Origin of the sequence: Streptomyces guryensis (assembly GCF_021261325.1) — a bacterium.
GTDB lineage: Bacteria > Actinomycetota > Actinomycetes > Streptomycetales > Streptomycetaceae > Streptomyces > Streptomyces guryensis.
The window spans coordinates 60,929-83,001 of the sequence record NZ_JAJSBI010000029.1 but is presented as its reverse complement, the minus strand read 5'-3'; the positions used below and the strand labels follow the sequence as shown (position 1 = coordinate 83,001).

Below are 22,073 nucleotides of genomic sequence, written 5' to 3'. Positions count from 1 at the left end.
ATCCGGCCCAGCCGGTGAAGCCTGCTTACCCGGCTCAGCCTGTCAGGCCCGCGTATCCGGTGAAGCCCGCTTATCCTCAGCACCCGGTGAAGCCTGGGTATCCGGCTCAGCCTGTCAGGCCTGCGTATCCGGTGAAGCCTGGGTATCCGGCTCAGCCCATGAAGCCCGCGTATCCGGCCCAGCCGGTGAAGCCTGCTTACCCGGCTCAGCCTGTGAAGCCTGGGTATCCGGCTCAGCCTGTCAGGCCTGCGTATCCGGTGAAGCCTGGGTATCCGGCTCTGCCGGTGAAGCCTGTGTCTCCGGTGAAGCCCGCGTATCCCGCTCAGCCGGTCAGGCCCGCCTATCCTCAGAAGCCGGTGAAGCCTGCCTATCCGGCTCAGCCGGTGAAGCCTGTGTCTCCGGAGAAGCCTGCCTATCCGGCTCAGCCGGTGAAGCCTGTGTCTCCGGAGAAGCCTGCCTATCCGGCTCAGCCGGTGAAGCCTGTGTCTCCGGTGAAGCCTGCCTATCCGGCTCAGCCGGTGAAGCCTGTGTCTCCGGTGAAGCCTGCTTACCCGGCTCAGCCGGTGAAGCCTGTGTCTCCGGTGAAGCCTGCCTATCCGGCTCAGCCGGTGAAGCCTGTGTCTCCGGTGAAGCCTGCCTATCCGGCTCAGCCCATGAAGCCTGCGTCTCCAGAGAAGCCCGCGTCTCCGGAAAAGCCCGCCTATCCAGATCACCCGACGAAGCCTTCCTATCCGGACCACCCGACAAAGCCTTCCTCTCCGGACCAGCCGACAAAGCCTTCCTCTCCGGACCAGCCGACAAAGCCTTCCTATCCGGACCAGCCGACGAAGCCTTCCTCTCCGGACCACCCGACGAAGCCTTCCTCTCCGGACCAGCCGACGAAGCCGGACCACTCGAAGTAGCGTCGGAACCGCACCGCCCGCATCACCGGACGGGGGCACGGGCACGGCTCGCCCCGTTTGCGAACAGCTGTGACCACGACAGGGGCAAGCTGATTCCGGGCGGTGCAGCCGTCGGCGGGCTGAACAGAGGCCCGGCGAGGGGCAGGGCAACCGGTGTGGCGGCGGGTGTCCAGTCCCTTGAGCCCCTGGTCACCGACGTCTCCACGACCGCGGCCAGGGGGGAATGGAAAGGTCCTCGGGCCGGCTCTGACGGCCCTCAGGGGATCTCGCAGGTCGGCTGCGAAGCCGGGCCCGGACGCCCCCGGGCCCGGCGCACCACCTCAGGCGGGGTTACCAGCCGAATGCGCCCCCCTCGACGAGGACGAGCAGCCCGAGGGTGATCAGGATCAACGGGGGCACGACTGCCCCACCGGCTGAGCGCCTTGGCGATGACCGGGCGGGTGGCGAAGAAGCGGCCCGCGAAGGACCACACGGCGACCAGGGACAGGAAGACGGCGGCAAACACGCGCATCCCGCCCAGACCCGGCGGTGGCGACGACGGGGACGTAGACACCGACGTTGTCGCCGCCGTTGGAAGAAGGTGACAGCGCCGACCTTCAGGGTTCGCGGGCCGCCCTCGGCCGGCTCGTGCGCGTCGTTCTCGTCCTTGTCGTCGCGATGCTTCCACGCCCGCCAGGCGGACTTCAGACCGAGGGCGAGGGGGGAGCACTCCGAGGTACGGCATGGCCGACTCCGGCAGGAAGACGGCGCCGAACTCCGCGGAACCAGGGTGCCCCGCGCCCTGCGCGAAGAACAGCGGCAGGAGAACGGCAGGAGCAGGATGTCGTCGATGTCGGTGACGGCGGGCAGCCCGGCCGCCTGCGCGACGATGACCAGGTGCGAGCAGGCCCTGCTCGCCGCGACCTTCGGCGTCATGACCGCTCCCATGCAGGTCGACCACCACGGAATCCTGCGGGGTCTGGCGCGAATCCGGCACCATTCCGGGGATCGAGCACGCCTGGCTGTTCGACCACCCCATGCCGATCGCCGGTGACCCGGACGGACCGATATACGAGGGCTTGACACTGCTCGCGGCCCTGGCCGCGCGGACCCGCCGTCTACGCCCCGGCCTCCTGGTGACCAGCAACCGGTTCCGACCGCCCGCCCTGGTGGCCGAACCCCGAGCCCGTCCAGCGCTCCCACCCTCCTCTCCTCACCGGCGGCCGCTCATCGGCGACACTGCGCGTGGCCGCCGAGCACGCGGACCTGCCTGCGGAACGTGCCGGACCGATGTCGCACGGTGGGTGACCGACGAGATCACCCGCCCGTCGGCCGTCGTACGAAGCGCCAGGGTCCCCCCTCCCGGGTGCTGGGGTGCAAGCTGGAACGGAGGCCGCTTCGCGATTCCGTGAGTGGGCTCGGAAAACCGGGTCTCGCCCCGGACCAGATGTCGCCGTTGAAGGAGGCGACTACGCCGCGGTCTTCCTCCCCGAACGCGCCGACGAACAGCAACGCCGCGCGCTCCAGGCCGTCTTCGGCGGTGCGGCGGGCGGATGGCCGGCACAGTTTGTCGGGATGTTCCACCCCGAGATGCGCGGCATGGACGTCGCCCCCATCCATGCCGAGATCGACGAGGACCTCGCCGGCTGGCGAGCCGAGATTCCCGACAGGGTCACGACCACCGCCGAGGCACTCACCGGCCCGACGACTCCCGGACGGCGCGCGCGTCCAGGTCCACCATGCCCCGGGCGCCGAGGTCGGCCCGGGCCAGGTCGCGACCTGGGGACGGGCCACGACCGACAGCGCCAACACATTCGGCTTCTCCTGGGAACGCTCAGGGAAGTCGACTAAGTACTTCCCGGTCGACTGGAGCGGACCCGACTGAGAAGAGGCGAGTTCTCCGGGGCGTGGCGGAGGCTCGGCGTCCGAAAGCCCATCGAGCCCCGGGCTCCGAGCGCCTATGCCGGTGCCCGCTCGGCCGCCCGCTCCAGGCGGACGATCACGCTCTTCGACGTCGGGGTGTTGCTGATGTCCGCGACGCTGTCGAGCGGCACCAGGACGTTGGTCTCCGGGTAGTACGCGGCCGCCGAACCAGGGGGAGTGGAGTAGCCGACGACGCGGAAGCCGTCCGCGCGGCGCTCAGAACCGTCGGTCCAGATGCTGACCAGGTCGACGAGGCTGCCGTCGGCGAGATCCAGGTCGGCGAGGTCGGCCGGGTTGACCAGGACGACGCGGCGGCCGCCCTTGATGCCCCGGTAGCGGTCGTCCATTGCGTAGGGGATGGTGTTCCACTGGTCGTGCGAGCGCAGGGTCTGCAGGACCAGGTGGCCCTTGGGTGCCTGGAGCATCGTGAAGTCGTTGACGGTGAAGACGGCCTTGCCGCTGGGGGTGCGGAAGACGCGGGAGTTGACCGGGTTGGGCAGGCGGAAGCCGCCGGGGTGCCGTACCCGCTGGTTGAAGTCCTGGAATCCGTCGACGACTTGGGCGATACGGTCGCGGACGAGGTCGTAGTCGGCCTCGAAGTCCTCCCAGGGGATGTCCGGTTCGGAGCCCAGGACCCGGCGGGCGAGGCGGCTGATGATGGACACCTCGCTCAACAGGTGCGGGGACGCCGGGGCGAGCCGGCCGCGGGTGGCGTGGACCTCGCTCATGGAGTCCTCGACCGTCATGAACTGCTCGCCGCCCGCCTGGACGTCCTGGTCGCTGCGGCCGAGCGTCGGCAGGATCAGCGCGGTGCGGCCGCACACCGCGTGCGAACGGTTCAGCTTGGTCGAGATGTGCGCCGTCAGACGGCAGTTGCGCAGGGCGCGCTCGGTGGCGTCGCTGTCGGGCGTGGCCCGCACGAAGTTGCCCGCGACCCCGAGGAAGAACGTGGCCCGGCCGTCGCGCATGGCCCGGATGGAGTCCACGGAGTCCAGGCCGTGCGCGGTCGGCGCGGTGAAGCGGAACTCCCGTCCCAGCCGGTCCAGGAACGCCTGGGGCATCCGCTCCCAGATGCCCATCGTGCGGTCGCCCTGGACGTTGCTGTGCCCGCGCACCGGGCAGACCCCCGCGCCCGGACGGCCGATGTTGCCGCGCAGCAGAAGGAAGTTGACGACCTCCCTGATGGTGGGCACGCCGTGCTTGTGCTGGGTCAGGCCCATGGCCCAGCAGACGATGACACTGCGGCTCTCCAGCACACGCGCGTGGACCTGCTCGATCTCGTCGCGGGTCAGCCCCGTGGCGTCCAGGACGGCATCCCAGGACGTGGCACGGATCTGCTCGGCGAAGGCGTCGTAGCCGGTGGTGTGCTCGTTGATGAACGCGCGGTCCAGGACGGTGCCAGGCTCCTTGTCCTCCGCCTCCAGCAGGAGCAGGTTCAGCGCCTGGAAGAGGGCCAGGTCGCCGCCGGGGCGTATCTGCAGGAACTGGTCGGCGATGTCCGTGCCGCGGCCGATGACACCGCGTGCCTTCTGTGGATGCTTGAAGCGCAGCAGCCCCGCCTCGGGCAGCGGGTTGACCGCGACCACGCTGCCGCCGCGCCGCTTGGTCTCCTCCAGCGCGGACAGCATCCGCGGGTGGTTGGTGCCGGGGTTCTGCCCCACGACGAAGACCAGGTCGGCGTTGTAGAGGTCGTCGAGACTGACGCTGCCCTTGCCGATGCCCAGGGTCTCGTTCAGGGCCGAGCCGCTGGACTCGTGGCACATGTTGGAGCAGTCCGGCAGGTTGTTGGTGCCGAAGGCCCGCGCGAACAGCTGCAGCAGGAAGGCCGGCTCGTTGGCCAGCCGCCCGGAGGTGTAGAACAGCGCCTCGTCCGGGTGGTCCAGGGCGCGCAGTTCACCGGCGAGCAGGTCCAGTGCCTCGTCCCAGCCGATCGGCTCGTAGTGGCTCGCGCCCTCGCGCAGCACCATCGGCTCGGTAAGCCGGCCCTGCTGGTTGAGCCAGTAGTCCGACTTCCGGCTCAGCTCGTCGACCGAGTACTGCCGGAAGAAGTCCGCGGTCACCCGTCGGGAGGTGGCCTCGTCACTGATGTGCTTGGCACCGTTCTCGCAGTACTCGTTGCGGTGCCGCTCGCCCGGCGCGGGCTCGGGCCAGGCGCAGCCCGGGCAGTCGAAGCCCTTCGCCTGGTTGATGTTGAGCAGGGTCAGCGCGGTGCGCTTCGGCGAGGTCTGGCCCAGCGCGTACTTGAGCGCGTGCACGACGGCTGGCGCGCCGGTGGCCCATGTCTTGGGAGCCGAGACCGACAGCTCGCCCTCGTCCGCCCCGTCCTCTTCGAAGTCCCGCATCGAACACCACGCCCTCTCATCCGCACGCCACTGTTCGTCAGCGCCTCGGACCTGGTCAAAGCGGAAGTTCCTATCGCGTGACAGGCGGCACCGATCAGTGCAGCGTGATCGGGACCACCGGCGCGGGACGGAGGGAGGCGAGGGATCATTGGAGGGTGCTCCTGCGTCAACTCGAATACCTCGTCGCCCTCTCCCGCGCCCGTCACTTCGCGAAGGCGGCGCAGGCCTGCTACGTCTCCCAGCCGACCCTCTCCGAGGGCATCCGGAAACTGGAGGACGAACTCGGCATCCCTTTGGTCCAGCGGGGCCGCCGGTTCGACGGCCTCACCCCGGAGGGCGAGCGCGTCGTCCTGTGGGCGCAGCGCATCCTCGCCGACCGGGACGCCATGCAGGCCGAGATCCGGGCGCTGCGGGCCGGGCTGACCGGCCGCCTGCGCATCGGCACCGTCCCGACCGCCGCCACGGCGGTCGCGCTCCTGACCCAGCCGTTCTGCACCGCCAACCCGCTGGCGACCGTACAGGTCTTCGCCGACCTGCAGTCCGTGGACATCGTCAACCGTCTCAAGACGTACGAACTCGACGCCGCCGTGACCTATCACAGCACCGTCGTCGAGCACGGCTTCAAGTTCGTCCCGCTGTACCGGGAGCGCTACGTCCTGCTGATCCAGCGCTCCGCCCGCGACTCCGGCCCGGCCGAGATCTCCTGGGAGGAAGCCTCCCAGTACCCGCTCTGCCTGTTGCATCCCGGAATGCAGGGACGCCAGGTCCTGGAGGCGGCCTTCGAGGCGGCGGGCGTCTCCGTGACCCCGCGCGTCGAGACGGACTCCATCGCCTCGCTGTTCGCGCAGGTCAGAGCCGGGCACTGGGCGAGCGTCGTACCGCACGCCTGGCTCCACGTGTTCGGCGTGCCCGCGGGTATGCACGCCGTTCCCCTGGTCAGCCCGGTCCGCACGGAGCGCATCGGCCTGGTCCTTCCGGCGCGTGAGCCCGTGTCGATGATCGGGCAGGCACTGATTGACGCCGTCGGTCAGGCGGGTGTCGCCGCCGCGCTGGAGCGGTTGCCCGACTAGCGCTCTGCCAAGTTGCGGCTCCGCCGCGGGGCCGCAGTATGCAGTCGGGAACTCCACGACGTGGTCGCCCACCACATGGCCGTCGCCAACGCCCAGGCGGGTACCGCCGCCCACCTGGCGGCCAGATGGACATCCGCATACCGGGCGCCGACGGTCTGGCCGCCACCGCCGCCATCTGCGACGACCCCGAGCTGTCCGGCACCCGAGTCCTCGTCCTGACCATGTTCGAGACCGAGGGGTACGTGGCCAAGGCGCTGCGCGTCGGAGCGAGCGGCTTCCTGGGCAAGTACGTCACCACCGACGTCCTGTTGGCCGGGATCCGCACCGTCGCCTCCGGCGAGGCCCTGCTCTCACCCGGTGCCACCCGCGCCCTGATCACCCGCTTCCTCACCGGACCGGCTCCGGGGCCCCTCCTGGCACCCCCGGAACGCCTGGGCGACCCCACCCCGCGCGAACGGGAGGTCACCGCCCTCGCCGCCGAAGGCAGGTCCAACGAAGAGATCGCCCGGAAACCCTTCCTGAGCGTGCTGACCGTCCGCTCCCACATCCAGCGCGCCCTGACCAAGCTCGGCGCCCGCGACCGCGCCCAACTCGTGGTCATCGCCTACCAGACGGGTCTGGTGGGCCCCACGCCTCGCGGGATGTGAGCACCAGGCTGCGGCGCAGCCATGCCGTCGCTTGCGCTTCACAGAATTCCCACAAAGCCTCATGAAAGCTTTAAGTTTCAAGCGGTACGCTCTTTCGCACTTCGAGTGGCCGAGGAAGTCCCCACATCGCGGCGCTCGCATCCCCCCCACAGGCACAGGAGACGCGTTGTGCGCGACGGCGACGTAGTAGTGATCGGCGGCGGCTACGCGGGAGTACGGCTGGCGAAACGACTGGACTCGGTGGCGCGGGTCACTCTGGTGGACCGCAAGGAGGTCTTCTTCCACCGTATTGCCTCGCTGCGCGCCGGTGTTCGCCCGGAGTGGTCGGTGACCCCCTTCATCCCGTACGACCGACTGCTGCGCAACGGGCGGGTGGCCGTGGGCAAGGCGGTCCGTGTCGACACCGCCGAGCGGCAGGTCGTGCTGGCGACGGGGGAGAGGCTGCCGTACGACGTGGTGGTGATCGCCACCGGGGCCGACTACCCCGAACCGGCCCGCTTCACCGGCACCACCACCGACGAGGCGGTCAAGTCCTTCGCCGGGCACCAGCAGAAGATCGCCACGGCCGGGCATGTCCTCGTCGTCGGCGGCGGCCCCTCCGGCGTCGAACTCGCCGCCGAGGTACGCCTGGCCCGGCCGGACGCCCGGGTCACGCTCGCCCACTCCGGGCCGGCGCTGCTGCACTCCACAGGCGTCGAGCGGGCCGGCCGCAGGGCACGGACCTGGCTGGAGTCCCACGACGTGGAGGTGCGCCTCGACTCGTTCATGTCCCCCGGCAACGACTTCGGCACCTATCGCGACGGGCACGGCGACGTCATGGAGGCCGACCTCTCCTTCTGGGCGACGGGCACCACGCCCAACACGCTCTGGCTGCGCCTCGGCGGGCACGGCGACTGGCTGAACCCGGCCGGGCACGTCCGGGTCGACCGCACACTGCGGGTCGAGGGGCGGCTGGACGTGTTCGCCGTCGGCGACGTGAACGACGCCACCGAACTCAAGATCACCCCCGCCGCGCTGGCCCAGGCCGACCTCGCCGCCTGGAACATCCGCACCTACCTGAGCAGTTCCGGCAAGCACCGCAAGGAGCCCCGGCTCTACCGGCCGATCCACCGCACGCCGCTCATCGTGCCCTTCGGCCCGGCCGACGGGCTGACCCTGCTGCCCGTGCCGGGCGGCGAGAGCGCGGTCCTCGGTGGCCGCACCTCCGTGCTGGCCAAGGCGAAGACCCTCATGACGCCCTACATGAGGCGCCAACTCGGGTACACCGCTGCCTGACCGGCACAGGTCCGGCCCGCCCCGTGTCCAGGCGGCGGGCAGTGGCTTGTCTAGGGTGCGGGCATGACCTCGCAGACGTACCTCTCCGCACTGTTCTCGCTGAACGACCGGGTCGCCGTGGTGACCGGCGGCAGTTCCGGCATCGGCCGGGCCATCGCCGGGGCCCTCGCACGTGCCGGGGCGAGCGTCGTGGTCGTGGCGCGCAGGGAGGCGGAACTGGCCGCCACGGTCGACGAGTTGACGGCCGACGGCTGCAGGGCGGCCTGGGTCGGCGGCGACCTCGGCAGCCGCGACGGTGTGCGCGCGGCCGCCGAGCAGGCGGCCGCGGCGTTCGGGGAGCCCGACATCCTCGTCAACAGCGCCGGGATCAACCTGCGCCCGCCGATGGGGGAGTTGGGGGAGGAGGTATGGGACACCACGATGGCGGTGAACCTGAAGGCGCCCTTCCTGCTGGGGCAGCGGTTCGGCCCTGGCATGGCCGAACGGGGCTTCGGACGGATCATCCACGTCACCTCCCAGCAGGCCCACCGGGCGTTCGTGCAGAGCGGGGCCTACGGGGTGTCCAAGGGGGCGCTGGAGTCCCTGGCCCGTTCCCAGGCCGAGGCGTGGTCGCCGTACGGCGTCACCTGCAACACGCTCGTGCCGGGTTTCGTGATGACCCCGCTCAACGAGCGGCTGTCGTCCGACCCCGAGAAGGTCGCGGCGCTGGCCGCGCGCACCATGGTGGGGCGCAACGGTCTGGCCGACGACTTCGCGGGTGCGGCGGTGTTCCTGGCGAGCGGCGCCTCCGCCTATGTCACCGGGCAGGCCCTCTTCGTCGACGGCGGACTGTCCGTCCACTGATCACGCCACTGTTCACGCGAGTTCGGTGAGGAAGTCGATGAGCGCCGCGTTCACCTCGCGGGGACGCTCCTGCTGCGTCCAGTGGCCGCAGCCCGCCAACTCGACGGGCTTGCGGCGCAGGTTGGGCATCAGGTCCGGGAGGGCGGCGATGAGTTCGGGCGTGCCGGGGAAGGCGGGGACCGGGTCGCGGTCACCGTAGACGTACAGGGCGGGCGGGCGGACGACGGCGCCGTGCCAGGGCGCGGTCAGTTCCCAGTTGCGATCGATGTTGCGGTACCAGTTCAGCGCCCCGGTGAAGCCCTGGGAGAAGCTCTCGGTGAGCTCGTCGAGGTCCTCCTCGGTGAACCAGTCCGGCAGAATCTCGGGGTCCGTCATGGTCGCCAGCCAGCCCTGGCCGGGGTCGATCAGCGGCTGGTTGCCCGCGCCGGCGCCGGGAGCGTCGCCGGACGCCATGTAGAAGAACTTCCGCAACGTGGTGCGGGTGTCCTGCGCGAACTCGGCGTCGGCGACACCGGGTTGGTTGAAGTAGTTCCAGTAGAAACGGCCGTCGAACCTCTCGTCCATGACGGCCAGCGGCGGCCGGGTGCCGCGGAACGGCGGCGGCACGCTCAGGCCGGCCACGCCGCGCACGACGTCCGGCCGCAGCAGCGCGGTGTGCCAGGCGACCGGGGCGCCCCAGTCGTGCCCGACGACGAACGCCTTCTCCTCGCCGAGCGCATGGATCAGCCCGACGACGTCGCCGACCAGGTGGAGGATGCTGTAGGCGCTCACCTCGGCGGGGCGGTCGCTGCGCCCGTATCCACGCTGGTCGGGGGCGACCACGCGGAAGCCCGCGGCGGCCAGCGGGCCGAACTGGTGATGCCAGGAGTGCCATGACTCGGGGAAGCCGTGCAGCAGTACGACCAGGGGCCCTTCGCCCTCCTCCGCGATGTGCAGCCGAACCCCGTTCACGTCAATCATTCGATGCTCAACCATGTGCATGAGCATACGTACGGTGTGATCTTGGGCCGGCTGATATAGTCAACAATGCGAGTATGAGATTAATTACTTATGTCGGTCGGTCATCGCGTGGCGTCAACGGGGAGGCGGTAGGTCCGTGACCAGCAGTGGATATCTGCGCTACGTCGCCGTCGGTGACAGTCAGACCGAAGGCGTCGGCGACGGAGACGACGTCCGGGGCCTGCGCGGGTGGGCGGACCGGCTCGCCGAGCAGATCGCGCGGGAGAGCCCGGGCCTGCTCTACGCCAACCTCGCCGTGCGGGGGCGGCTGGCCGGGCAGGTGCGTGCCGAACAGCTGGCGCCCGCCCTGGAGTTGCGGCCCGACCTGGCCACGGTCGTCGCCGGCCTCAACGACGTGTTGCGACCCCGGTTCGACGCGGACGAGGTCGCAGGCCAGCTGGAGGCCATGTTCGCCGCGCTCAGCGGACAGGGCGCCCGCGTCGCGACAGTCACCTTCCCCGACCCCGGCCGGATCGCCCCCTCGGCGCGGCCGCTCGCACCCCGCGTCATCGCTCTCAACGCCCGCATCCGGGAGGCGGCCGGACGGCACGGCGTGGCCGTGGCCGACTCGTGGCCGCACCCGGCGGTGGCCGATCCCCGGATGTGGAGCGCCGACCGGCTGCACGCGAGCCCGCGCGGCCACGCCCTCATCGCGGCCGCCGTCGCCCACGCCCTCGACCTGCCGGGCAGCGACGACAGCTGGACACGGCCCCTGGCTCCCGAAGCGGTGGCACGCACGGGCCTACGGGCCGTCGGGGCGGAACTGCGCTGGGCGGGCGCCTTCTTGGGGCCCTGGGTCGTACGGCGGATGCGGGGCCGTTCCTCCGGCGACGGCCGGCAGGCCAAGCGTCCCACGCTGCTCCCGGTGACCGCCCTCGCCGACGGATCCTCCTGAGCCGTGGGAGGAATCGGGTCTGCGGTCGCGCCGCCAGGGGCGCCGGGGAGGCGGTGTGCTGGACGCCCGTCGCCGGCCGCCCTCATCACGAGCGCCGGTACGTCCAGGGCCACGACCACGATGACGACCTTGAGGGTGTGGTCGGGCAACAGGTGCTGCAGGACGTTCGCCGAGTCCGCAGCCGGGCCGGTCACCGCCCGCGGTCCTGCCAGGGCGACCAGGACGCCCGCTGCCGGCTGTCCGCTGTCCACCAGCTGGACGTCGACACCGACGCACGCACCCACCCCGCCGTAGTCGTCCTATTGACTAATCAACAAGGTGTTAAATTGGGGCAATGGCTCTGCGCAACGCGGTGATGGCCGCGCTTCTGGAGGGTGAGGCGTCCGGATACGACCTCGCGAAGGGCTTCGAGGCATCGGTCGCCAACTTCTGGATGGCCACCCCTCAGCAGCTCTACCGCGAGCTGGAGCGGATGGAGGCCGAGGGGCTCGTCTCCGCCAGGGTCGTCCAGCAGGAGCGCCGGCCCAACAAGCGGCTCTTCTCACTCACCGAGGCCGGCCTGGAGGTCCTGCGCGACTACGTCGGCGAGATCCCGGCCAAGCCACTGGCCCTGCGGGACGAGCTGATGGTCAAGGTCCAGTGCGTCGACATCGGTGACATCGCGGACTTCGAGGCCGTACGGGCCTCGGTCGCCGAGCGCTCCGAGCGGGCCACCGCCAAACTCGCCCGCTACCGGCGCATGCAGGAACGCATGCTCGACGGGCGGAGCGAGGAGGAATACCTCGCCGGCGCCGAGCGCATCGGCCCGTACCTCACGCTGTTGGGCGGGATCGCCCTCGAGCAGGCGAACCTCCAGTGGGGCGAGACGGCCCTGAAGAGGCTCGAACAGCGCGCCGCGGCCCTGGCCGAATCGGCCGACGACTGACGCGGGCGGTCCGCTACCCGCCGTGTGTGTGCGGCCCGCCGGTGGTGTGCGGGCGGGGGTGGCGGACCAGGGCCCACACCGTCTTGCCGTGGCGTCCACGGGGCCGTACACCCCAGGTCTGGGCGAGCTGGTCGACGAGGTTCAGGCCGCGCCCCTTCTCGTCGTCGCCGGTGGGCGCGTCATACAGGACCGGCTGCGCCGGGCTCTCGTCGGAGACGGCTATGAAGCAGGAGCCGTCCGCCCGTGCCGTCACCGCCATCTCGAACTCGCGCTCCAGGATGGGCCCGTGACGCACGACGTTCGCCGCCAGCTCGGAGGCCAGCAGGACGACCCTCTCCGTCATCTCGTCGTTCGACGCGTGTCCCCAGCTGGCCAGGTGCTGCCGCACCCGGTAGCGGGCGAAGCCGACCGAAGCCGGATGCCGGGGAAGCCGGAACGCCTCACGTCTCAGCACACGCATCCCTCCCGAATGACATCGAAAAGATCTCGACACTGGAACAAGCGCACAGTGACAGATGAATGTCACTCCGCACACGCGGGGCGGCTGAAACTGGCCATATCTGGCCGAGCGCCGCCTACTGCCGGCTGCGTAGCCGGTTTGGTCAAAGAGGCGCCGTGCCAAAATGGTCGCCGTTCCGCCTGTTCAGCCGTTCCGCCCCCACATCGCCGAGGTTGATCCGTGACCAAGTCCGCCGCCCGTGAGCCGCAGCGCCGCAACTCGCGGTCCAACCGGGCGCGCATCCTGGCCACGGCCCGCCGGGAACTCGGGCGGAATCCCGACGTCACCCTCGAGGAACTGGCGCGCGCCGCGGGTGTCGTGCGGCGCACGCTCTTCGGTCACTTCCCCGGCCGCACAGCGCTGTTGGAGGCACTTGCCGAAGAGGCGTCCGAGACGTTCAAGGATGTACTGGTCGGCGGGGTGCGGCCCGAGGAGCCCGCCGACAGGGCGCTCGCGTACTTCGTGCTGCGCATCTGGCCGGTGGGGGACCGCTACCGGATGCTGCTGGGTCTGGCCCGGCGGGACCTGGGTGCGGAGCGTGTGACCGAGGTCCTGGCGCCGGCCCGCGAGGTGGTCACGGCCATCCTGGAGCGCGGACAGCGAGCCGGTGCCTTCCACACGCAGCTGCCGCCCAACGTGCTGAGCGCCGGACTCGAGGCGATGACGGTCGCGCTGCTGGAGGACGTGAACACCGGGGCGCTGGAGGACGACGGGACCCGTACCGCCGTCGCGACGCTGATCGCGGCGGGCGTGCCGGAGAAGCGGGCGAGTGCGGTGGTCGAGGAGGTCGCGGCGATCGTGCCGCGCGCGGAGCCGGACGCGGGGCCGGACGCCGACGTGTGAGCCGCCGAACCGGGTGATCTCGTACCGGGCACGGATCGGTTGCGGCCCGGACGTCCGGGCCGCGTCGGTGGTGCGGCTGGGGCAGCATGGCGAGGCATGAGCCGAGACCGGTACGTCGACTTCCTGCGGGCGTGGGCGATCGTCCTGGTCGTGCTCGGCCACTGGCTGATCACCGTCCTGCTGCACGGCCCCGACGGTGAACTCACCGCCCCCGAACTGCTGGCGAGCGTGCCCTGGACCCAGTGGCTGACCCTGCTCTTCCAGATCATGCCGCTGTTCTTCCTGGCCGGAGGCCATGCGGCCGCGGGCTCCTGGGCGCGGACGCGGTCGTCGGGCGGTACGGCCGCAGGCTGGGTGGGGCGACGGGCGGTGCGCCTGCTGCTGCCGACCGCCCTGTACAGCGGCCTGGTCCTGCTCGCCGTCGGGATCTGCTCGGCGGTCGGAGTGGACCCGGGCACCCTCGCGCTCGTCGGGTGGGCCATGGCGATGCAGTTCTGGTTCCTGCCGGTGTATCTGCTGCTCAGCGCCCTGACCCCGGCACTGCATGCGGCGCACCGGCGCTTGGGGCTCGCCGTCCCCATGGCCATGGGCGCGGTCGCACTGATCGCGGACACGGTGGTGCTCACGGCGCACGCACCCTGCGTCGGCGTGATCGACTACGTACTCGTCTGGGGTGTCGCGTACCAACTCGGCTTCTGCTGGCGCGACGGCCTGCTGACCGAGCGCCGGCCGCTGGTGCCGGCGGCGCTGGCCGCGGGCGGCGGACTGGCCTTCGCGGCGCTGGTCGCGCTCGGCCCCTTCCCGGTCAGCCTGATCCTGGTCACCGGACAGACGCCGAGCAACACCGATCCACCGTCGGCGGCGATGCTGTCCTGGGCGGTCGGACAGGCGGGCGCGTGCCTCCTCGCGGCACCGGGGCTGCGACGCCTCCTGGAGCGTGAGCGGGTGTGGCGGGTGGTGCGCCCGGTGGGTGGCGTCAGCATGACGCTGTATCTGTGGCACATGCTGCCGGTGCTCGTGCTCGCCGCCGCGTTCTACCTCACCCGCCTCGCACCCGAGCCCGTTCTCGGATCCCCCGCCTGGTGGGCGCTGCGAGTGCCCTGGCTGCTGGTTCTCGGCGTCGTCCTGGTCGCTCTGGTGTCGGTGCTGCGGCCGTTGGAGGGCGGCCTGGTGAAGTGGTACGACCGAACCCGTCCGGACGCCGGCCCGTACCGCCCATGGCTGCTCTGGCCGGGCCTGGCCGGATGCGCCACCGCCCTCGCGCGCTTCGCCACGCGCGGCTTCGCCGACGACGGCCGGTTCCCCGTGCTGCCCGCACTGGGCCTGGCGGTGGGCGTGGCGCTGGTGCTGCTCCACCGGCGGCCGGCGGAACCCGGCGGCGCCGGGCGCTCCGAGGACCACAAGGGGGACACGTTCGAGGAGGTGGCCTGACGGTTCCGGGGGGCGCGCCCCGTGGGCAGGCCCTCATCAGGCCGCCCGCGACCCGAACACGATGGGGCCTCAACCGCCCACGGCTGAGAGCCCGTTGACTGTCCTCAGGCATTCCCGTACGACGCGCCGTCCTGCGTCGAGTTGCTCCGCGCGCCGGCCCCGGCCCGGAAGGTCACCGACTCGCCCGAGAAACGGGCGTCGAGTCCGGTCGCCGTGGTGGTGACGGAACGCAGGTGGAGGCCGTCGGGGATGTTGCGCAGCTGGATCGGCCGATCGAAGACCCTGTTGAGCAGGGCCTCCCCGGCGGCGGGCGGTGCGCCGCCCGCGACCGTGAACCTCCCGAAGGCGATGCGGTTGCCGGAGGCCGCCGAGACCGTGGTCGTCACGGTGGCCTCGTCGCCGAAGGGCAGCTGGACCTTCGCGCTGATCCGGCCGGGTCCGGCCCCCTGGGACACCTCGAGGCCGAGGGCGTCGGAGACGTCGGGGTACGACAGGAAGGCGGTCGCCTCGGCCGAGCGGGCCCGTGCCTCGGTGTCGTGGTCGGACTTCGTCAGTCCGTGCAGATCGAGGTCGAGCCGGGTCACCGGCAGCGGGCGGTCGGACCCGTCGGCCGGCAGGTCGTGCGCGGTGATGTCCACGTGCCGCAGGGTGCCGGAGGCCAGTTGGGTCAGCACGGGGAAGCCGTGGACGTGGACGTCCGGCCGCCCGGGCGTGCCCATGCCCTGCTGGAAGGCCACCGCCGTGCGCGACTCCGCGTGGGCAGCCGCGGCCCGGTCGGCCGCGAGGGGCACGAGGACCAGCGCGGCCAGGGCGGCGCCGGCGACGAAGGCCGGCCGTCGGCTTCTGCGGGGCGGCGGCGGGGACGGCTCGAACGACGCGTACGTGACGTCGTCCTCGTATCCGTGGTCGGGCTGGTACATGGGCTCTCCTTCAGCGGGGTGGGGGTGCCTGCCCGGTGTTGTGCAGACGGTGAACCGTGGTGGCCGCGACATCGCTGCCGACTCCCGCGGCGATCAGGGCCGCGGTGGCGGCGCGTGTGCCGTCGTCGGCCCAGGTCCCGGAGTTGATGCCGTCCAGGAGCGCGAGCAGCAGCGCTTCGAGGGCCCTGCCGAGCGGGGCGGGCGGAACGCGGGTGTGGAAGACGCCCTGTCGCTGCCCGAGGGCGAGGATCCCGGTGACCCTGTCGCGGGCGGGGGAGAGCACCGCGTCGGCCTGGTCGGGGCCGAGATCCTGGCGGGCGAGGCCGATCAGGACGCGGTAGCGGTCGCCGACCGGCCACAACGTGAGGACGAAGCGGGCCAGGGCGGTCGCGGCGTCGGCGGCTGGAGCGCCGGTGGCGGCGACGGCGCGGCGTATCGCCTCAGCGGCGTCCGCGGCGATGCCCTCGACCAGCGCGGACCGGCCGGCGAAGTGGACATAGACCGTGCGACGTGCGACCCCGGCCGCCTCGGCCATCTCGGCGAGGGTGCTGTCGGGGTTGCGGCCCAGCTCGTGCAGGGCCGCTTCCAGGATGCGGGCGCGGGTGGCCGCAGGGCGCCGGGGCGCGGGCGGGGCGGGGCGGCCGGTCATTCGAGACCTCCGTTGCGAGCGGGACCGGGGGAGGGCGTCGGGGAAGGGGAATCGCAATATTTGCACACTGGTGGGCAATAAACTAGTCTGCACATCGATGGGCAATTAACTCGTCCCGCTAGGAGCCCCCCATGCCCTTCTTTGCCAACACACCCGTCGAGAAGACGGCCGGCCCTTATGTACGGCGCTGGTGGGCCCTGCTGGTCCTGTGCCTGAGCCTGCTGATCGTCGTCATGGCGAACACGTCGCTGATCGTGGCCGCGCCCGACATGACCAAGGACCTCGGTCTGAGCAGCAGTGACCTGCAGTGGGTCATCGACGGATACACCGTCCCGTACGCCGCGCTGATGCTGGTCCTGGGCTCGATCGGCGACAAGTACAGCCGCCGCGGCGCGCTCGTCACGGGCCTGGTGATCTTCGCGGGCGGCTCGGTGATGGGCAGTCAGGTCGACCAGACCGGCCTGGTCATCACGGCCCGCGCGATCATGGGCATCGGCGCCGCGGTGGTCATGCCGGCCACGCTGTCCCTGCTCGTCGCGATCTTTCCCAGGCGTGAGCGCGCCAAGGCCATCACGGCCTGGACCGCCACCTCCGGGCTCGCCATCGCGGTCGGCCCCCTGGTCGCCGGCTACCTGCTGGAGGACCACGCCTGGGGCTCGACCTTCCTGATCAACGTCCCCATCGCGGTCGTCGCCGTCATCGGCGCCCTGGCGCTGGTACCGCCCTCCAAGGCGGAGAAGATGGGCCGGATCGACTACGTCGGCGGTCTGCTCTCGATCGTCTCGGTCGGCAGCCTGGTCTACGCGACCATCGAGGGCCCGCACTTCGGCTGGGGCGCCGGCCCGATCACCGCGGCCGTGGTCGCCGGTGTCGGCCTGCTGGCCTTCGTCGCCTGGGAACTGCGCCACCCGCACCCCATGCTGAACGTCCGCAGGTTCCGGCTGCGACCGTTCAGCGGCTCCATGCTCGCCGTGCTGTTCTTCTTCTTCGGCACCTTCGGCGCGATCTACTACGCCACCCAGTTCCTGCAGTTCGTCCTCGGCTACGACGCCCTGGAGACCGGCGTACGGCTGCTGCCGCTGGCCGGTGCCGTCTTCCTCGGCGCGGCGATCACCGGCCGGCTGACCCCGAAGCTGGGCATGAAGCCGATGGTCACCGCCGGCATGGTGATCGGCACCGTGGGCGTCTTCCTGCTCACCCAGGTCGACAAGGGCTCGACGTACACCGACTTCCTGCCGACGCTGCTGCTGCTCGGCTTCGCGATCGGCCTGAGCGTCTCCCCGGCCACCGACACCATCATGGGGTCCTTCCCGGAGAGCGAGTTGGGTGTCGGCGGCGGCGCCAACGACACCGCGCTGGAACTCGGCGGCTCCCTGGGCATCGCCATCCTCGGCTCGCTGCTCGGCACCGCCTACCGCGACAAGCTGACCCACCTGATCGGCGGTCACCTCCCGGCAGCCGCACTGGACACAGCCAGGGATTCGGTGGGCGGTGGCCTCGCGGTCGCCGAGCAGGTCGCGAAGAACCCCACCGGCGGGGCGCAGCAGGCGCAGGTCCTGGTCGACGCCGTGCACGAGTCCTTCGCCCACGGTGTCGCCCAGACCAGCCTGGTCGGAGGGATCATCATGGCCGCCGGGACCGTGATCGTCCTCACGGTGCTGCCGGGCCGCCGGAGCGCCGGCGAGCACCGGACGCCAGAGCCGCTGCCGGCAGAGGACCGGGAGCTCGCCGACTCCTTGTAGGAAGCCCCGCCCGTTCCCTCGGCCGAGGGAACGGGCAGCGGGCGCCGGACGGCCTCGCGGGCGTCGTCCGGCGGCACACCCGGCATGCGCAGCACCAACTCGACCAGGTTCACGGCGGCCTCGTCACCGTCCAGGCCGGCCGGGTCGGGCGAACCGCAGTTCCACCAGCGCCGGCAGACTCCCGCCCAGCGCGGACAGGGCGACGGCCGCATGTGAAGTTCCTGGACCACGAGGTCGAACTCGGCCTCGTCATGGGGGCGCCGCTGCCCGTCGGTACCGTGGTCGAGGAACGGGACCTGCCGTCGTACGTCGCCGGGCTGGTGATCACCAACGACGTCAGCGCGCGTGATGTCCAGCTGACGAAGACGCAGTTCTACGAGAGCAAGTCGTACCCGACCTTCACGCCGACCGGCCCGTACCTGGCGCTGCTGGAGCCGGAGGACTTCACCCATCTCCTCTCCTCGACCCAACGACTCAAGATCACCCGCAGTCGCCTCACCGACGCGGTGAACCGGCTGCGGGAGGTCGGCCTCGTGGACCGCCGCGAGGACCCTGCCGACGGCCGCGGTCAGCTCGCCCTCCTCACCGACGAGGGCCGCGCCCTGCTGGAACGGGCAGCCCCGGGCCATGTCGACGCCGTGCGCCGGGCCGTTTTCGACGCCCTCACCCCGGAGCAGGTGCAGCAGTTCGCCGAGATCGGCGAGGCGATCAGCGACGCCCTGCACCGGGTGGAGAACACCGAGGCCGATCCGGCGGTACTGCCGTGGCGGCGCAGGTGGGACTCAGAGCCGCAGGCCGCCGCGCGCGGGCTCCGGGCGGTGGACGCCTCGCGGGCGGTAGCCGAGTTCGTCGGAGCGGCCCAGCAGGTCGGCCAGGTACCAGATGATGGCCAGCCACATCTCGGTGCCCTGGAGGCCGGGCTGCGGTCCGGGTCCCGTAGGACCGAAGCCGAACCCCTTGCCGTCCTGCCAACGGGGCAGGGCCGCGGCCAGCTGCCGCTCCGCCCACGCCCGTATGTCGGCCGTACGGTGGCCGTCGCGCCCCGAGCCGTTGCCGAGCTGCCGGGTGCAGAGCCACAGGGGGTGGGCGACGTCCAGCACGTTGCAGGCGTTCTCCCGGCCCGCCCCGAAGTGGCGGGGGTCGCGGGCGTGGTCCAGGACGGCGTCCACGACCCGTTCCGGATGCGGCACCGGCAGCCCGAACTGGGCGAACGAGCCGCGGGTCAGCCGGTAGTAGCCGTTGACGACCTGCAGCCGCCCCTCCTGGGGCGACGGGTCGCCCCACATGCCGGTCCATGGATCGGCCCGGGACAGCAGCCAGCCGAACAGTGCCTCCGCCGTGCCGCTGTCCTGCCCGCCGTGCCGCAGGTTCCAGTGCGCGGCCGTGGCCCAGGCGTCGATCCACGCCCCGGCCTCCCACGCGCCGTCGCGCCACGGCAGCCCTGCCAGGCGTGCGACGAGTTGACGTGCCGTCATCTCCCTTGCTCCGCAGACGGGATGAGGCAAGGAGGCGCCCAGCAGGTCGAGCGCGTATCCGACGGAGAGGATGTGGTAGAGCGCGGCCCCCTCGTCGATGAATCCGTCGCCGTCCGCGGACGGCAGGGACTCGCCCGCCTCCGGCACCAAGCCGGTGTCCGGGTCCTGGAGCGCGGCAAGCCGCCGTACGTGCTCGTCGGCGGCCAGTTGCCCGGGCACCGAACCCAGCAGCAGGTCGGCGATCTCGACAGCATCGCAGTGCGCCCGCACAGTGGGTGCCGCACCGGGCCGGTCGGCATACCGTTCGCCGTCCCAGCAGCGCGCGAGGAGGTCGCCGGCCTGCGCGCGGGCGGTGGTCGCGAACCGGGCCAGAGCGCTTCGGGGAGCCGCGGCGGCGGGGGCGTCCCGCCGGTCGCGCAACGGGCGTGCGGGGTTCCCGGCCGCCACCGTCCAGGCCGGCAGGTCCCTGGTGACCACCGCTCCGGCGCCGATCACACAGTGGTCGCCGATCGTGACGCCGTCCACCACGATCACGTGCGAGCCGATCCACACGTCGTCCCCGACCCTGATCCCTTTGCTCGTGAGCGGCTGCCGGAAGACCGGACGGTCGGCGTCGAAGGAGTGGTTGAAGCCGAGCAGCGACGTATGGGCGCCGATCCGCACGCCGTCGCCCAGCACGACCGTGCCGCGCACCGTGGTGAAGGGGTTCAGTGTGCAGTCCGTTCCCGTCGTCAACTCCCCGGTGACGTAAGCCTGCGCCGCGATGTACGAGTCGTCGCCCAGCCGCAGCAGGTCCGGGAAGACCGCCGCCGACTCGGCGACGTAACACCGTTCACCGATGTCGCTGTCCCCGCCGAGCGCCTGCTGCCGCTTCCGCTGGCCGCGCAGTTGCTCCTCGGTTGCCTTCTCGGCGAACAGCCAGGGACAGTGGTCGAAATGCCGTACGGACGGCTCCTGTTGGTGATCCATGCCCGCACGCTAGTTGTTCTGTCCTGGAAGGTTCGCCGGGCTGGACGGGCTGCGTTCCGTCCTCGTGCGTACGGGGCCGGCACCGAGCGCAGACCGGGCCGTCTTGCCACGCGGGCGGGTGGGGAGGGATCCCGCCTGATGGCTGGGCGGGAGACATCGATGAGTTTGAAAGCAGGGGGAGTTGACGGCACTCGTATGGTGGAGAGGAAACGCATCAACGCCCGCCCCGAGCTGTAAGCCGGGCGGGCCGAACGGGGGAAGAAAGGTGCGTGCCCGATGACGATCGGGCTCCTCTCCACGATTGCTGCTGTGTTCTACGGGGGCACCGTCTCGGTCCTCGCTCTCACTGCGACCTTTGCTCGACGCCGCACGCTGCGGCGTGAAGCGCGCAGCACGCTTGCCGTCCTGGTGCCGGGGAGGGCGGTGGAGTCGCAGCAAGTAGACGGTTCGGCAGTAGGCCCGAACAGCTAAGCGGGTTATGGCGAAGTCAAGTGCTGGTTCTTCTCGGCGCCTGGGCCTTCGGGCAGGCCGAATGGCGAGGGATCAGCAGCGAACTTCACCACGTCCGTTGAGTGCCGTGACTACTTGGCGCCGGATTTCTCAGGCTGCGGGTGCCAGGGGGCGTCCGCCCCGGCGGACGCCTTTCTCGCTGCGGATGCGGGCGCGCTCCTTGCGCTGGGCGGCGAGTACGTCGGGGTGGCGGGCGTTGGCGTTGCGCCAGCGCAGGTAGCGGTGCAGGGCCCGGGTTTGCGCGGGGTGGCTGCGGTGGTGGGAGTTGGCCAGGGTGAACTGCCGCAGCGGCCCGAAGTGTGCTTCGATCGGGTTGGCCCAGGAGGCGTAGGCCGGGGTGTGAAACACAGTTCCACCTTGTTTGCTGAGGCAGACGGCCGCCCCCGGGAAGCACGTGCACCCCCACTTAGCGTCACTCCAGGACCCTGACCTGCCTTCACGATGGCGGCAGCTCAGGGTTGAGTCTCTCGGCAGGCACTCGCTCGATGCGGGTCCAGCCCCTCCAGCCCCGCTCCTCCAGAATCGCCAACAGCCGCGCGGCGTGCGGTGAGGACTCGACCATGGCTGAGTCCAGCAGGTCGACGAACTGATCGTCGATGCCGTCATCGGCTCCCACCTCGCCGACCTCCACAGCGCGAATCATCAAGCGCTCCATGATGTCGGCGACCTGGACGATCCGCGGATCGTCGGCCGGCCAGTCGAGTGCCCCGCTGAGAAGGCTGTAGAGCTTCACCATCTCCGGGTCGTCCAGCTCCTCGTGCTTCTTGGCGATCACGGAGTCGATCGAATGCGGCACCTGGGCGGCGATCATGATCCAGGCGTCCCGCTCCATCTCGATGTACCGCTCCTCAACGCCGAGACCGCGCAGCCGGTCGAGGTAGTCCACGACGCTCTGCGGAAGCGCCAGATGCTCTCCGGCGGCGAGCCTGGCGAGTCGGCTGCGAGTGTCCTCCAGCCGCCGGATCTCGGCACGCAGGGCCTTGTCGATCTCCTGGACGCCGCCGGCGAACTCCTCCGGGCCGGCGGCGAGGAGTTCCTGTACCCGGGCCAGCGGAACACCGGCGTCTGCGAGGGTGCGGATCCGGATCAGTCGCACGACCGCGACAGCGTCGTAGGTCCGGTATCCGGACCGGTCGCGCTCGGGCTCCGGCAGCAACCCGATCCGGTGGTAGTGACGTACCGCCCGCACCGTCACCCCGGCGTACGACGCAAGCTGGCTGATGGTGAGCATGGGT

The 22,073-nt window shown here is 71.0% G+C and carries 15 protein-coding genes and 7 pseudogenes; 13 read left to right on the top strand and 9 right to left on the bottom strand.

Annotation, left to right across the window (positions count from 1 at the left end):
- Positions 1–1,770: 1,770 nt before the first annotated feature.
- A pseudogene (locus LJ657_RS39220) lies at positions 1,771–2,150 on the top strand (hypothetical protein); the annotation flags it as partial.
- A 201-nt stretch (positions 2,151–2,351) separates the two neighbouring features.
- Positions 2,352–2,766: pseudogene (locus LJ657_RS39215) on the top strand (DUF1326 domain-containing protein); the annotation flags it as partial.
- Positions 2,767–2,839: 73 nt separating this feature from the next.
- On the opposite strand, the gene LJ657_RS39210 reads toward LJ657_RS39215, so the two are convergent.
- Complete coding sequence (locus tag LJ657_RS39210) at positions 2,840–5,146, bottom strand: FdhF/YdeP family oxidoreductase (RefSeq protein ID WP_232654459.1); 2,307 nt, start codon at positions 5,144–5,146, stop codon at positions 2,840–2,842.
- Between the two features lie 155 nt (positions 5,147–5,301).
- Between LJ657_RS39210 and LJ657_RS39205 the strand changes: the two genes are divergently transcribed.
- From LJ657_RS39205 to LJ657_RS39185, 5 genes and pseudogenes are all read left to right on the top strand, one after another.
- On the top strand, positions 5,302–6,216 hold the full coding sequence (locus tag LJ657_RS39205) for a LysR family transcriptional regulator (protein ID WP_232654458.1): 915 nt from the start codon (positions 5,302–5,304) through the stop codon (positions 6,214–6,216).
- Positions 6,217–6,258: 42 nt separating this feature from the next.
- A pseudogene (locus LJ657_RS49175) lies at positions 6,259–6,336 on the top strand (histidine kinase); the annotation flags it as partial.
- Positions 6,333–6,863, top strand: a pseudogene (locus LJ657_RS39195) (response regulator transcription factor); the annotation flags it as partial. The pseudogenes LJ657_RS49175 and LJ657_RS39195, both read left to right, overlap by 4 nt.
- 168 nt (positions 6,864–7,031) lie before the next feature.
- Complete coding sequence (locus LJ657_RS39190; RefSeq protein WP_232654457.1) at positions 7,032–8,138, top strand: NAD(P)/FAD-dependent oxidoreductase; 1,107 nt, start codon at positions 7,032–7,034, stop codon at positions 8,136–8,138.
- A gap of 63 nt (positions 8,139–8,201) precedes the next feature.
- Positions 8,202–8,981 carry an SDR family NAD(P)-dependent oxidoreductase gene (locus tag LJ657_RS39185; protein WP_232654456.1) on the top strand — a complete coding sequence of 260 codons (780 nt, stop codon included), beginning with the start codon at positions 8,202–8,204 and terminating at the stop codon, positions 8,979–8,981.
- Positions 8,982–8,993: 12 nt separating this feature from the next.
- On the opposite strand, the gene LJ657_RS39180 is transcribed toward LJ657_RS39185, so the two are convergent.
- The gene (locus tag LJ657_RS39180; protein WP_232654455.1) at positions 8,994–9,956 is read right to left on the bottom strand and encodes an alpha/beta fold hydrolase; all 963 of its coding nucleotides are present in this window, start codon (positions 9,954–9,956) and stop codon (positions 8,994–8,996) included.
- A gap of 121 nt (positions 9,957–10,077) precedes the next feature.
- On the opposite strand from LJ657_RS39180, the gene LJ657_RS39175 reads away from it, so the two are divergent.
- Positions 10,078–10,875 (top strand): SGNH/GDSL hydrolase family protein, encoded by a 798-nt coding sequence (locus LJ657_RS39175; protein WP_232654454.1) that lies wholly within the window; start codon positions 10,078–10,080, stop codon positions 10,873–10,875.
- A 334-nt stretch (positions 10,876–11,209) separates the two neighbouring features.
- Positions 11,210–11,800 carry a PadR family transcriptional regulator gene (locus LJ657_RS39170; RefSeq protein ID WP_232654453.1) on the top strand — a complete coding sequence of 197 codons (591 nt, stop codon included), beginning with the start codon at positions 11,210–11,212 and terminating at the stop codon, positions 11,798–11,800.
- Positions 11,801–11,813: 13 nt separating this feature from the next.
- On the opposite strand, the gene LJ657_RS39165 is transcribed toward LJ657_RS39170, so the two are convergent.
- A complete protein-coding gene (locus LJ657_RS39165; protein ID WP_232654452.1) occupies positions 11,814–12,254 on the bottom strand; it encodes an ATP-binding protein in 441 nt (146 codons plus the stop codon).
- A gap of 225 nt (positions 12,255–12,479) precedes the next feature.
- Between LJ657_RS39165 and LJ657_RS39160 the strand changes: the two genes are divergently transcribed.
- Together LJ657_RS39160 and LJ657_RS39155 are read left to right on the top strand one after the other, a co-directional pair.
- Entirely contained in the window at positions 12,480–13,142 is a 663-nt protein-coding gene (locus LJ657_RS39160; protein ID WP_232654451.1) for a TetR/AcrR family transcriptional regulator, read from the top strand.
- A gap of 96 nt (positions 13,143–13,238) precedes the next feature.
- Complete coding sequence (locus LJ657_RS39155) at positions 13,239–14,573, top strand: acyltransferase family protein (RefSeq protein ID WP_232654450.1); 1,335 nt, start codon at positions 13,239–13,241, stop codon at positions 14,571–14,573.
- 104 nt (positions 14,574–14,677) lie between these two features.
- Here LJ657_RS39155 and LJ657_RS39150 read toward each other — a convergent pair whose 3' ends face one another.
- Together LJ657_RS39150 and LJ657_RS39145 are read right to left on the bottom strand one after the other, a co-directional pair.
- Positions 14,678–15,493 (bottom strand): LmeA family phospholipid-binding protein, encoded by an 816-nt coding sequence (locus LJ657_RS39150; protein ID WP_232654449.1) that lies wholly within the window; start codon positions 15,491–15,493, stop codon positions 14,678–14,680.
- Between the two features lie 10 nt (positions 15,494–15,503).
- A complete protein-coding gene (locus LJ657_RS39145) occupies positions 15,504–16,142 on the bottom strand; it encodes a TetR/AcrR family transcriptional regulator (RefSeq protein ID WP_232654448.1) in 639 nt (212 codons plus the stop codon).
- 131 nt (positions 16,143–16,273) lie between these two features.
- Between LJ657_RS39145 and LJ657_RS39140 the strand changes: the two genes are divergently transcribed.
- Complete coding sequence (locus tag LJ657_RS39140) at positions 16,274–17,884, top strand: MFS transporter (protein WP_232654447.1); 1,611 nt, start codon at positions 16,274–16,276, stop codon at positions 17,882–17,884.
- Positions 17,885–17,916: 32 nt separating this feature from the next.
- Here the strand turns inward: LJ657_RS39140 and LJ657_RS39135 are convergent.
- A pseudogene (locus tag LJ657_RS39135) lies at positions 17,917–18,091 on the bottom strand (TetR/AcrR family transcriptional regulator); the annotation flags it as partial.
- Between LJ657_RS39135 and LJ657_RS39130 the strand changes: the two are divergent.
- Positions 18,085–18,346: pseudogene (locus LJ657_RS39130) on the top strand (fumarylacetoacetate hydrolase family protein); the annotation flags it as partial. The pseudogenes LJ657_RS39135 and LJ657_RS39130 overlap by 7 nt on opposite strands.
- 320 nt (positions 18,347–18,666) lie before the next feature.
- Here LJ657_RS39130 and LJ657_RS39120 read toward each other — a convergent pair.
- The 3 genes and pseudogenes from LJ657_RS39120 to LJ657_RS39110 form a co-directional block, all read right to left on the bottom strand.
- Positions 18,667–20,328, bottom strand: coding sequence for an acyltransferase (locus tag LJ657_RS39120; protein ID WP_232654446.1), 1,662 nt, complete (start codon positions 20,326–20,328; stop codon positions 18,667–18,669).
- A 600-nt stretch (positions 20,329–20,928) separates the two neighbouring features.
- Positions 20,929–21,209 (bottom strand): annotated as a pseudogene (locus LJ657_RS39115) (IS630 family transposase); the annotation flags it as partial.
- 65 nt (positions 21,210–21,274) lie between these two features.
- Positions 21,275–22,069, bottom strand: coding sequence for a MerR family transcriptional regulator (locus tag LJ657_RS39110; protein WP_232654445.1), 795 nt, complete (start codon positions 22,067–22,069; stop codon positions 21,275–21,277).
- Positions 22,070–22,073 lie beyond the last annotated feature (4 nt).

Excerpts from the sequence above, each read along its gene's own strand:
- LJ657_RS39145 (WP_232654448.1), bottom strand. The coding sequence starts at position 16,142 with ATGACCGGCCGCCCCGCCCCGCCCGCGCCCCGGCGCCCTGCGGCCACC.
- LJ657_RS39210 (WP_232654459.1), bottom strand. The coding sequence starts at position 5,146 with ATGCGGGACTTCGAAGAGGACGGGGCGGACGAGGGCGAGCTGTCGGTC.
- LJ657_RS39185 (WP_232654456.1), top strand. The coding sequence starts at position 8,202 with ATGACCTCGCAGACGTACCTCTCCGCACTGTTCTCGCTGAACGACCGG.
- LJ657_RS39120 (WP_232654446.1), bottom strand. The coding sequence starts at position 20,328 with ATGGATCACCAACAGGAGCCGTCCGTACGGCATTTCGACCACTGTCCC.
- LJ657_RS39150 (WP_232654449.1), bottom strand. The coding sequence starts at position 15,493 with ATGTACCAGCCCGACCACGGATACGAGGACGACGTCACGTACGCGTCG.
- LJ657_RS39170 (WP_232654453.1), top strand. The coding sequence starts at position 11,210 with ATGGCTCTGCGCAACGCGGTGATGGCCGCGCTTCTGGAGGGTGAGGCG.
- LJ657_RS39155 (WP_232654450.1), top strand. The coding sequence starts at position 13,239 with ATGAGCCGAGACCGGTACGTCGACTTCCTGCGGGCGTGGGCGATCGTC.
- LJ657_RS39110 (WP_232654445.1), bottom strand. The coding sequence starts at position 22,069 with ATGCTCACCATCAGCCAGCTTGCGTCGTACGCCGGGGTGACGGTGCGG.
- LJ657_RS39180 (WP_232654455.1), bottom strand. The coding sequence starts at position 9,956 with ATGGTTGAGCATCGAATGATTGACGTGAACGGGGTTCGGCTGCACATC.
- LJ657_RS39140 (WP_232654447.1), top strand. The coding sequence starts at position 16,274 with ATGCCCTTCTTTGCCAACACACCCGTCGAGAAGACGGCCGGCCCTTAT.